Source organism: Bradyrhizobium sp. Cp5.3 (assembly GCF_000426265.1).
GTDB lineage: Bacteria > Pseudomonadota > Alphaproteobacteria > Rhizobiales > Xanthobacteraceae > Bradyrhizobium > Bradyrhizobium neotropicale.
Genome location: NZ_AUFA01000031.1, coordinates 68,518 through 78,946, shown reverse-complemented (window position 1 = coordinate 78,946; position 10,429 = coordinate 68,518). Strand labels below are relative to the sequence as shown.

The 10,429-nt window shown below is 63.8% G+C and carries 8 protein-coding genes; 3 read left to right on the top strand and 5 right to left on the bottom strand.

Going from position 1 to position 10,429, the window contains the following annotated elements; genetic code table 11:
* On the bottom strand, positions 1–1,356 hold a 1,356-nt coding region (locus K289_RS0130670; RefSeq protein WP_035686368.1), incomplete at its 3' end, for a HAMP domain-containing protein.
* A gap of 248 nt (positions 1,357–1,604) precedes the next feature.
* On the opposite strand from K289_RS0130670, the gene K289_RS0130665 reads away from it, so the two are divergent.
* Both K289_RS0130665 and K289_RS0130660 read left to right on the top strand, forming a co-directional pair.
* The gene (locus tag K289_RS0130665; RefSeq protein ID WP_027554988.1) at positions 1,605–2,774 is read left to right on the top strand and encodes an FIST N-terminal domain-containing protein; all 1,170 of its coding nucleotides are present in this window, start codon (positions 1,605–1,607) and stop codon (positions 2,772–2,774) included.
* Entirely contained in the window at positions 2,771–4,129 is a 1,359-nt protein-coding gene (locus K289_RS0130660; RefSeq protein WP_027554987.1) for a hybrid sensor histidine kinase/response regulator, read from the top strand. Before K289_RS0130665 ends, K289_RS0130660 begins: the two co-directional genes overlap by 4 nt.
* Positions 4,130–4,171: 42 nt before the next feature.
* Here the strand turns inward: K289_RS0130660 and K289_RS0130655 are convergent, their stop codons facing one another.
* From K289_RS0130655 to K289_RS0130640, 4 genes are all read right to left on the bottom strand, one after another.
* Positions 4,172–4,867, bottom strand: a complete 696-nt coding sequence (locus tag K289_RS0130655) for a response regulator transcription factor (protein WP_051310974.1) — start codon at positions 4,865–4,867, stop codon at positions 4,172–4,174.
* A 115-nt stretch (positions 4,868–4,982) separates the two neighbouring features.
* The gene (locus K289_RS0130650; RefSeq protein ID WP_027554985.1) at positions 4,983–5,669 is read right to left on the bottom strand and encodes a response regulator transcription factor; all 687 of its coding nucleotides are present in this window, start codon (positions 5,667–5,669) and stop codon (positions 4,983–4,985) included.
* Positions 5,670–5,807: 138 nt separating this feature from the next.
* Entirely contained in the window at positions 5,808–6,992 is a 1,185-nt protein-coding gene (locus K289_RS0130645; protein ID WP_027554984.1) for a c-type cytochrome, read from the bottom strand.
* Positions 6,993–7,118: 126 nt separating this feature from the next.
* On the bottom strand, positions 7,119–8,834 hold the full coding sequence (locus K289_RS0130640; RefSeq protein WP_063614217.1) for a PQQ-dependent methanol/ethanol family dehydrogenase: 1,716 nt from the start codon (positions 8,832–8,834) through the stop codon (positions 7,119–7,121).
* Positions 8,835–9,900: 1,066 nt separating this feature from the next.
* Here K289_RS0130640 and K289_RS51800 point away from each other — a divergent pair.
* Positions 9,901–10,386 (top strand): (2Fe-2S)-binding protein, encoded by a 486-nt coding sequence (locus tag K289_RS51800; protein WP_027554982.1) that lies wholly within the window; start codon positions 9,901–9,903, stop codon positions 10,384–10,386.
* Positions 10,387–10,429: the final 43 nt, after the last annotated feature.

Sequence of the window (10,429 nt, the reverse complement as noted above, 5' to 3'; positions counted from 1 at the left end):
GGACACGCCGGCGACCTGGCTCGACAGGCTCTGCGTGGTCTCGGCGGTGCGGGTCAGCGTCGAGGCCGCCGATTCGAGCTGCACCGCCGAGGCCGAGACGTTGGAGACGATGGCGCCGACGGCGCTCTCGAAATCGTCGGCAAAGCGGATCAGCTCGGAACGGCGCGCCGCGCTTGCTTCCTTGTTCTGGGCTTCGCTGGCGGCAGCGTCGCGCTCGGCCTTGGCTACGGCCTGCATCTTGAACTCCTCGACCGCGCCGGCCATCTCGCCGATCTCGTCCTTGCGGCCAAGGCCCGGCAGCACGACATCGAAATTGCCCGACGCAAGCTCGCGCATCGCCTTGCACATCGCGATCATCGGACGCGAGATGCCGGTGCCGAGCAGGAAGGCGAGGACCGCGCCCAGCAGGGTGCCGCCAACGGCCAGCATCAGGATGAAGCGCTCGGTCTGTCCGATGGTGGTTTCCGATTCCGAATCCAGGCGCTGCTGTTCGGCGACCAAATCCGCCTTCATGGCGGTCGCGCCCTGCAGGATCGCGCCCGCCGAGCCGCTCATCTCGGTGACGAGATCATCGACCATCTTGGCGTTTGCGATCAGCTTCTCCAGCGCTTCGCGATAGGCGACGAGCAGAGCCTTGGCGTCCTTCAGGCCGGCGACGATCTTGTCGTCCATGGAATAGACCGCGCCCAGCGAATTCTCGACGAATTTCAGCCGCGCCAGCGCGCTGGTGCCGATCCCCTGGTCGGATGTCAGGACGAAATTGGTCGCGGCCGCGGTCGCCGTCTGGAACTGGGCATTGACCTGCTTGGTGCCGAACTCGATCGACTGTGCTTCGGCGTCGGAGGCATTGTTGCCGATGTCGTCGAGCTTGTACTTCAGGAGGTTGGCGTCACGCGTGAGCTGGTTCTGCACCAGGAGCGCGCTGTCGCGCTTGGCCTGCAGGACCTTTGCGAAGGTCGCGGAGAAATTGGAAAACTCCTTGGCGAGCTTGTTGAGGCTCTCCTGCCGCGCCGGCGTCTTGGTGCCCTTGATCGCCTGGTCGATGGCGTTCTTCAGGCTCGCCTCCGTGTCCAGCGCCGCCTTGGCGTCGTCTTCCTTGCCGGTGACGACGAAATACCGCACCGCCGAACGATAGGCGAGCAGCTCGCGGTCGATGTTGCGGGCGAGATCAGCCTCGGAGACGCTGGTGCGGTAGGAGCCGACCCCGGACGATACCCGTTCGAAGCCGAAATAGGAGAAGGCCATGCTACCCGCGGAGATCACCAGCACAGCGGCAAAGCCGAGGATGATTTTGGCGCGGAACCTGAGGGTCGGAAATATTGTGCGCTTGGATTTCGCCGCGATACGTCCGGTCATCCCAACCCCCAACCTTATGTTCTTGCAAACAGCCACCAATTGCCCGGGAGCAGCCCCTCCCGGACCGGTGCAGAAAATTAAGGCAGAATCGTCAAGGGGCGGTAAATTCATCCAGCCCTGGCGGGACAGGCCGCGCTGACCCGGCCTCGCGGTCGCTGTGTTGCGGCAGAGCGGAAAAGACCTTACTGTCTGGGCACTTGTCAGGCACTTGGCGCTAGACCGAGCTGGGCCTCGAGGGGAGAAACGGTGTGGGGCAAACCGACTTTCGGTTTAGCGGTGCGTCCGGCGTTGCCGTTGCGAAATCGAAGGCTGCGACCGTCGATGAAGCCGTGGCCGAGCTTGTGGCGCAGCTTCCCTCCGACGACCTGGCATTGATCCTGGTCTTCCTCTCGCCTCACTACGACCCCCATCATTTCATCGCCGACATCACCCGGCGGTTCGATGAAACCCCGGTCTGCGGCTGCACGACCGCGGGTGAGCTCGCCCCTGACGGCTGGGACGAGAACAGTGTGGTGGCACTGGCATTCAGCCGCGGAGATTTTTCGGCCGTGGTCCGGCCGATCCTCAATCTCGACAGCTTCCGCGTCGAGGACGGCCGGCGGATCGGCGGCGAGCTTCGCCACGAGCTCTTGCGCGCGACCCCGCAGGTTGATCGCGGCAGTCCCTTCGGCCTGGTCCTGATCGACGGGCTGTGCCGCCGCGAAGAGGCGGTGATGTCCGCCGTCTATGCCTCGCTCGACGACATTCCGATTGTCGGCGGGTCGGCGGGCGACGGAATGCGCTTCGAGAAGACATGGGTGTTCTTCGAAGGCAAGGCCTACACGAATGCTGCCCTCCTGATCCTCCTGAACACGTCGCTGCCGTTCCGCGTCTTCAAGTGCGACAATTTCGAGCCGATGCCGCAGAAGATGGTGGTGACCGAGGCCGATATCGAAAGCCGCACGGTGAAGGAGCTGAACGCGGAGCCCGCCGCCGAGGAATACTCCCGCATGGTCGGGATCATGGATGACGCCAAGCTCGATCCGTTCTCCTTCGCCTCCCATCCGGTGCTGGTCCGCGTCGGCGGCTCCTACTACGCGCGGTCGATCCAGCGCGTCGAGCCGGACGGCTCGCTGCATTTCTTTTGCGCCATCGACGAGGGCATGGTGCTGACGGCCGCAACTTCGCGAAGCCTGGTCGGATCGACACGCGACCTCTTCGCGCAGACGCAGGATCAAATCGGCGACGTGTCTCTTTATATCGGCTTCGAGTGCCTGCTGCGCCGGCTCGATGCCGAGCAGCATCAGCTTGCCCGCGACATGTCCGAGCTCTACCGGGAGAATCGCGTCATTGGCTTTCACACCTACGGTGAACAGTTCGGCTCGATGCATGTGAACCAGACGTTCACGGGCGTCGCCATCGGCAGGCGGCCGGCGTGACCGGGACGTGGCAGGATCCCGCGACAGTCGAACAGCTCCGACGTGAGACCGCGAAGCTGAAGAAGATCAATGCCGCGCTGATGTCCCGCGTCGAGCGCTCGATGGACCAGCAACTCAACGCCTTCTCGCTGTTCGAGACGGCCATTGCGCTCGATCACCAGGTTCGCAACCGGACGCATCAGCTGCGCGAGGCGCTGCATTCGATCGAGCGCGCCAACGAAGGCCTGTACCGCGCCAAGCAGCAGGCGGAGGAGGCGAGCTCACTGAAATCCTCGGTGCTGATTTCGGTCACCCACGACCTGCTGCAACCGTTGAACGCGGCCCGCCTGACGCTTTCGGCACTGACGGAGATGATGGAATCGCAGGATGCAGGCCTGCTCATCGAGCAGGTCGATCGCTCGCTGTTGACGCTGGAAGACCTGCTACGCTCGTTGCTTGAGATCGCAAAGCTCGACGCGGGCGCGCTCAAGCCCGACGTGCACCCCCTGGCGCTGGCGCCGCTGTTCGAACAGCTTCGCAACGAGTTCGAGCCGATCGCCGCGCGGCAGGGCCTCGTCCTGCGCATCCGCACCACGGAGCTCGCGGTGTCGTCGGATGCGATGATGCTGCGACGGATCCTGCAGAACCTGATCGCGAACGCGATCCGCTACACGAGGAGCGGCGGAGTCATCATGGGCTGCCGGCACCACCCGAATCGTGTTTGCGTCCAAATTTCCGACACCGGACCGGGAATTCCGCAGGCGCAACAGGAGGCGATCTTCCGCGAATTCCAGCGCGGCGATGCCAGCGCGATCGACAAGGCCGGGTTCGGGCTCGGCCTCTCCATCGTGCGCCGTTTCGCAACCGTGCTCGGGCACGAGGTGCGTCTGTCATCGCTGGTCGGCCGGGGATCGACCTTCACCCTGGAAATGGAAACGGCCGATCGCGCCGACATCCGCGACGAGGTACACGAGGTCAAGCTCGCGGAACGACAGTATGGCGGGCTCGAAGGCGCCAAGATCCTCCTCATCGAGAACGATCCGTCCGGCTCCGAAGCGATGGCCGCCCTGCTGGAAGGCTGGGGTTGCGACGTCGCCGCCACGCGGTCGGCCTCGGACGCGCTGCTGCGCCTCAGCGAACTCGGCGGCGCCCCCGATGCGATCATCGCCGATCTCCACCTTGATCATGGCGAGAGCGGATTGTCCGCCGTCGCCGACGTCCGGCAGCAATTGAGGCTGGAAGTGCCGGCCATGATCATCACCGCCGACTACTCCGAAAAGGCGGCGAAGGAAGCCAGTCTCTGCGGGCTCGAGGTGCTGAAGAAGCCGATCAAGCCGGCCGAGATGCGCGCGCTGCTATCGTTCCTGCTGAGCTAGCGCCTCTCCCCTCCCCGCTTTGCCGAGAAAGACGAACCTGCGTCACTCCTGCCGATCCGATTGTGCGCGATTGTGTTTCGTCCTCGTCCCTTCGGTCGCCAGCGTCGCGAAATCGATTCTGGACATTTCGACGATCGCCTTGGTGCGGCTCAACACGTTCAGCTTGCGCAGGATATCCGAAACATGGACCTTCACCGTGGTCTCGGAAATCTTGAGTTCATAGGCGATCTGCTTGTTCTGCAGGCCACGCTTGAGCATTTCGAGGACGCGCAATTGCTGCGGCGTCAGATCGTGCAGACGCTTGATGAGATCCTGCGCGGGGCCGGCGACGCGTTGCGGACGGGTCGAACGATAGGCCCCGGGAACACAGACCGAGCCGCGCAGCACCTCGCCGATCGCCTGCGCAAGATCCTGCTTGGACGAAGATTTGAGGATATAGCCGGCGACGCCGAGCGACAGTGCACCGGAAATGATCTGCGGATCCTGATGCCCGGATACGATGACGACGGGAATTTTGGGAAACGCCTTGCGGACGCGGATGATGCCGGAAAGGCCCGTCGTGCCCGGCATCGACAGATCAAGGAGGATGAGATCGAGCTCGGCCATCGCCGACAACAGCTCGAGCGCACTGTCGATCGATGTTGCCTGAAGGATGTCGGCTTCGGGCGCGACCATTTTCAGCGCGCCTTCGAGCGCTTCGCGAAACAGCGGATGGTCCTCGACAATCAGAAATCGCATCACGCGTGAGCCATTCCCAGGATTCTGCCCCAGCTGTTGCCGGGTTCGAAGGTGAATTGAGAATGTCCCAGCCGGGTCAAAGCGGGTTGATCCAGGTCAAGAACGGGGGCGCGCCTCATTGCGGCCTGCCACGATCGAGGCGCGCATAGGGCCGGCTCCGCGGATCGGGCAGGTCCATCTTGCCGATCTCGATGATCGCCTTGTTGCGGCTGAACAGACCGAGCTTGCGCAGGATCTCGGTGATGTGCGCCTTCACGGTGGACTCCGCGAGCTGAAGCTCCTGGGCGATCTGCCGATTCGGATAGCCGCGGCGCAACAGGTCGAGCACGCGAAGCTGCTGCGGCGTGAGCTCGCGCAGCTTGACCATCAGCGCCTTGCTGGCATCGGCGCGGCGCCGCAGCGGCGTGGCGACAAAATCCTTCGGCACGGACACCGATCCGCTCAGCACGCCCTCGATCGATTGCGCGAGTTCGCGCTTCGACGTCGACTTCGGCAGATAGCCGGCGGCGCCCAGCGCCAGCGCCTCGCGGACGATTTGCTGGTCCTCCTCGCTCGACACGATGGCGACGGGCAGACGCGGATAGGTCTCGCGCAAGCGGAGAAAGCCGGAGAAGCCGGTCGCATCCGGCAGCGACAGATCGAGCAGCGCAAGGTCGATGCCCTGCTCGACCGACAGGATATGCAAGGCATCCTCGATCGACATCGCCTCGAAGATCCGCGCGTCCGGCAAGGCCAGCCGCACCGCATTGCCGAGCGCCTCGCGAAACAGCGGATGATCGTCGATGATCAGGAAGCTGGTCATGGCGCCTTCCCAACACTCCACCGCACGAGCGTCCGCCGCAGGAGCGGAAGCGGCGCATCCATGCGGCAGCCCTCCGGCGCCGGGATGATGCCGGATGGACGCTACCACATCCTCCCGATCGCGTCCGGTCAAGATCGTTCAGTCGTTCGATTCGGCCTGGACCGTCAGCAGGAAGGAATAGATGTTGTCGAACTGGTCGTCGGTGAAGACGTCCTTCCAGGATGGCATGCCCTTGGCAGGCCGTCCCTCATGAACGGTGGTCCAGAATTTCTCGCGCATTTCGTCGCCGTAGCGGTGACGTAGCAGCCGGAGGTCGATCTTGCGTTCGCTCTGGATCGCGTCGGGACCATGGCAATGCGCGCAGGTGCCGTTGAAGATCTCCTTGCCCGTGCCGACGGCCTCGGCGCCCGGCGCGGCGGCGTCGCCCTTGGCTTCGGTCGCCACCACGCTGGCGACCTGCGTCACGCCGGTTCCCGTTCCCGTCGTTGTTCCCGCCGGCACCGCCAGGGCCGCGCCGAAGCGAACCGGCTGCCCGGTCGGCAAGCCATATTTCACCGCGAGATCGGCGATCGTCATCTGAAGCTGCGGCAAGACAGCATCGACGCGATCGCGGAGCTCCGTCGACGTCTTCGCGAAGCCGATGGCCGCATCCCATGACAGACCTTCACCTTCGGTGAGCTCGATCTGATAGCGATCGTGGTAGCTGGTCTTGTTCAGCCAGCCTGCGACAGGCCCCCAGATGAAGGCGACGTCGGCTTTGCCCTGGTCGAGGGCCTGCATGCCTTCCTCGGGTGACAGCACGGTCACCTTCTGGATGTCGTCGCGGCTCGCGAGCAGGTTTTGCGGCGTGCTGGCGAACTGCACGGCGACGCGCTTGCCCTTGAGGCCATCGATACCGCCGATCGCCTGCCCCTTCGCCGTCACCAGGGCATAGCCCTCCTTTGCGAAGGCGCCGGAGAAGATCACGGCCGGCCCCATGAAGTCCTCGGAGCGCGGCAGGCCGATCATGGCATCGCATTGCTTGCCGAGCAGCGTGACGCGCACGGTGCGCTTGCCGAAATAGGATTTGTACCAGTCATACGCGATCGGCTGGCCGAGCGCCTGCGCCAGGGCCCGCCCGATCTCGACATAGAAGCCCGGCTGCGACGGACTATCGCTCGAGAACGGCAGATTGGTCGGATCGGCGCAGAGACGGAACGGCTGCGCCTCGTCGGCGTGAGCCGGTGCGGCCGAGCCGATCATCGCGGACGCGGCGGCCCATGCGACAAGCCCGGCAATGGCGCGGTGTCGGCTCTTGCCGCTTTCAGAATGATTCGGACGCATCCTCATCTCCCGTAGTTGGGAATTGTTGGACCAGGGGTTGCGGCACGAGGCTTGGCCGACGCCGCAACGATCGTCTGGAAAAAGCGCGCGCGTACCCAGTCACCTCGAGGATACGCGCGCGAGTGCTCACTGGACGGAGAACACGAAGAGCGAACCGCCCTCGGGAGCTGCGGCCGTCATCTTCTTGCCTACCTCGCCCAGGAACGCAGGCAGTGCAGCCGTGCGGCCGACGACGATGGCGACGTATTGCTTGCCGTCGACCTGGTAGGTCACCGGGCCCGCGCCGATGCCGGAGCCGAGGTTCTTGCTCCACAGCACCTTGCCGGACTTCGCATCGATGGCACGGAAGTCCCCATGGATGTTGCCGGCAAACACGAGGCCGCCGCCGGTGGTCAGCGTGCCGCCGTTGAACGGCAGGTCTTCCTTGATGGACCAGACCTTCTTCTGCGCGACCGGATCCCAGGCCACGAGCTCGCCGAGGAAGCCACCGGGGCCGTCCTTGGTCGGGAATTCGGCGCCGAGATAGAACACGCCGCGCTTGTAGGAAACGTCGGAGACCGACCAGTCCATGCAGACGTTGTTCGACGGGATGTAGACGAGGCCGGTCTGTGGATTGAACGACATCGGCTGCCAGTTCTTGCCGCCGACCAGGTTCGGACAGATGTCCTTGGCGGGATGGCCCGGGCCCGGACGCTTGTCCGGATCCTCTTCCGCGCGCATGGTGTTGACGTCCCACTTCTTGGCCCAGTTGGAGAAGACGTATTTCTCGGCCGACAGCACCTTGCCGGTCTCGCGATTGGCGACGAAGAAGAAGCCGTTGCGATCCGCCTTCAGCAGCGCCGGGACGTTGCTGCCGCCGATCTTGAGGTCGGCAAGCACGGCCTCGTTGACGCCGTCATAATCCCATGCATCGGCCGGCGTCGTCTGGATATGCCACTTGATCTTGCCGGTGTTGGGGTCCAGCGCGAGCGTCGAGGCGGTGTAGAGGTTCGTCAGCTTGCCGAAATTGCCGTCGCCGGTCGAACGAACGCCTGTGTTCCAGGGACCGGGATTGCTGGTGCCCCAATAGACGGTATCGCTCTTGGGATCGTAGGAGCCGACCAGCCAGGCTGCGCCGCCGCCATGCTGAGCGGTATCGCCCTTCCAGGTATCGCCGCCGGGCTCATCCGGGTTGGGAACGGTGTAGGTCTGCCATACCTGCTTGCCGGTGTTGATATCGAAGGCCTGGAGCGAACCGCGCACGCCGTACTCGCCGCCGCCGAAGCCCGTGATGACCTTGTCGCGCACGACCAGCGGCGGCGAGGTGATGACCGAACCCTGCTTGTAGTCGACCACCTTCGTCGTCCACAGCGACTTGCCAGTCGCGGCATCGAGGGCCGTCAGCTTGCCGTCGAGGCGACCGACGAAGATCTTGCCGTCGGCATAGGAGACGCCGCGATTGTTCACGTCGCAGCAGGCATATTGCAGCACGTCATCGGGAATGTCGGGCTCCCAGGTCCACTTGCGCGCGCCGGTCGCGGCATCGAGCGCGTAGACGTATTTCGGGCCCCAGGAGCTCGAGACGTAGAGCGTGTTGCCGATGACGATCGGCGAGGACTCGTTCGAGCGCAGCGACGCCAGCGAGAACGAATAGGCGAGCGTCAGCTTGCCGGCGTTCTCGGTGTTGATCTGCTTGAGCGGGCTGAAGCGCGTGTTGCCATAGTCGTGGCCGGCAACGGCCCACTGGTTCGAATCGGATTGCGCCTTGAGCAAGGAGTCGTTGGCGCGAACGCCGGACGTGCTGGCGGCCAGCATCGCAATCATCGAAATGCCAGCCAAAAAGCCCTTCGTTCCAAAGGTCATGTATTCTCTCCGCGATGTTGTTGTGCGCGCCATGTTGGGCGCCTGAGCGCGCTGCGCTCGTGATGCGCAGTTTGTCTGCGAGCTATCGTTCGAAATTACAGCATCGCCTTTTCGCGCTTAGTATAGGCGGAAGGTAGTAGTGCAAATCATCGTCGGCTTCGTCGCGCATCTCGTTGGCGATGCTCGCGTCTTGCCGCTATTTTGCAGCTCGAAATGCACGATCGGATTTGCGGCAACTTCGTGCCACGATCCGATCGTTGCACCTGGCATCGCACGTCGACCTTCACGATGACGGCGCTACCACTGTCGCGAAGTTCTCGAAGAAATTCGCAGCCGGCTGAGGTACCCGCTCGACTGGGGTGGCGCGGCCGTCGATCAATCGCCAGGAAGTACGAGTGCTGCATCTCTGACGTCTGATTCACTCAACGTCGTTCCGGGGCGCGACCAACGGGTCCGCGCAAAGCGCGGCCCGATGACAGGCTACGTCGCGAGCCATGATGCGCAATTGCGCATCTGAGAAATCCATTCATCCACGCACCGTGTGGCCCGATGGATTCCGGGCTCCCTCGCTCCGCTCGGGGCTCGGAACGACCGATCGGACTGTCGGAGACGCAGCCAGCAGGACGCCCGCGATCGTCACGGCATTTGGACAGGCCCCCCGAGCGCGGCCCCGCCAGGATCGATCTCAATAAAATCAATGACTTAGATCGCCATCGCCTACTACCAAGATCGCGATTGCAAAGCCGTGAGCGCGTGCTCCTATTCGCAACAACGAACAAGGCATGAAAGGGAGAAACGACGCGCGAGGAGCCTCAAGCAGGCAGGCGCTTCGCGCGAAAGCGGCCGAACGCAGGCCGCCACCGGCGAAGCGGACATCTTTCGAAAGCGCCTTGCAAGGTCGCGCCATGTGCTGGCGGCGGCATGGAACGACGTGATCGAATCGCGCGCCGGCGACGGTCGCCACGATGACCTTTCCATGACGCGCGGTCGCCAAAATCCCAGTTGCAAAGTTCCGTTCGCGCTGTCTCTAATTGGAATAACTACAAACAATCGGGAGGACTTCACCGTGTCTAAAGTCAAACTGACAGTGAACGGCAAGGCTGTTGCTGTCGACGTCGAGGACCGCACGCTGCTGGTCCATCTCCTGCGCGATCACCTCAATCTGACCGGAACCCATGTCGGCTGCGATACCAGCCAGTGCGGCGCCTGCGTCGTGCACGTGGACGGCCGGGCGGTGAAATCCTGCACCATGCTGGCCGGCCAGGCCGATGGCGCCAACGTCACCACGATCGAAGGGATCGCCAAGGGCGACGAGCTGCATCCGATGCAGGCGGCGTTTCGCGACAATCACGGTCTGCAGTGCGGCTATTGCACGCCGGGCATGATCATGTCGGCGATCGACATCGTCCAGCGCTACGGTGGCCAGCTCGACGAAGCCACCGTCCGTCACGAGCTCGAAGGCAATATCTGCCGCTGCACCGGCTACCACAACATCGTCAAGGCCGTGCTGGATGCGGCCGGCCGCATGAAGGTTGCGCAGGCCGCCGAGTAGCGCGGCCCGCCTCGACTAAAAAGCCACCGCCGCCGCTTTCGAC

Excerpts from the sequence above, each read along its gene's own strand:
- K289_RS0130655 (WP_051310974.1), bottom strand. The coding sequence starts at position 4,867 with ATGCGATTTCTGATTGTCGAGGACCATCCGCTGTTTCGCGAAGCGCTC.
- K289_RS0130650 (WP_027554985.1), bottom strand. The coding sequence starts at position 5,669 with ATGACCAGCTTCCTGATCATCGACGATCATCCGCTGTTTCGCGAGGCG.
- K289_RS0130645 (WP_027554984.1), bottom strand. The coding sequence starts at position 6,992 with ATGCGTCCGAATCATTCTGAAAGCGGCAAGAGCCGACACCGCGCCATT.
- K289_RS0130640 (WP_063614217.1), bottom strand. The coding sequence starts at position 8,834 with ATGACCTTTGGAACGAAGGGCTTTTTGGCTGGCATTTCGATGATTGCG.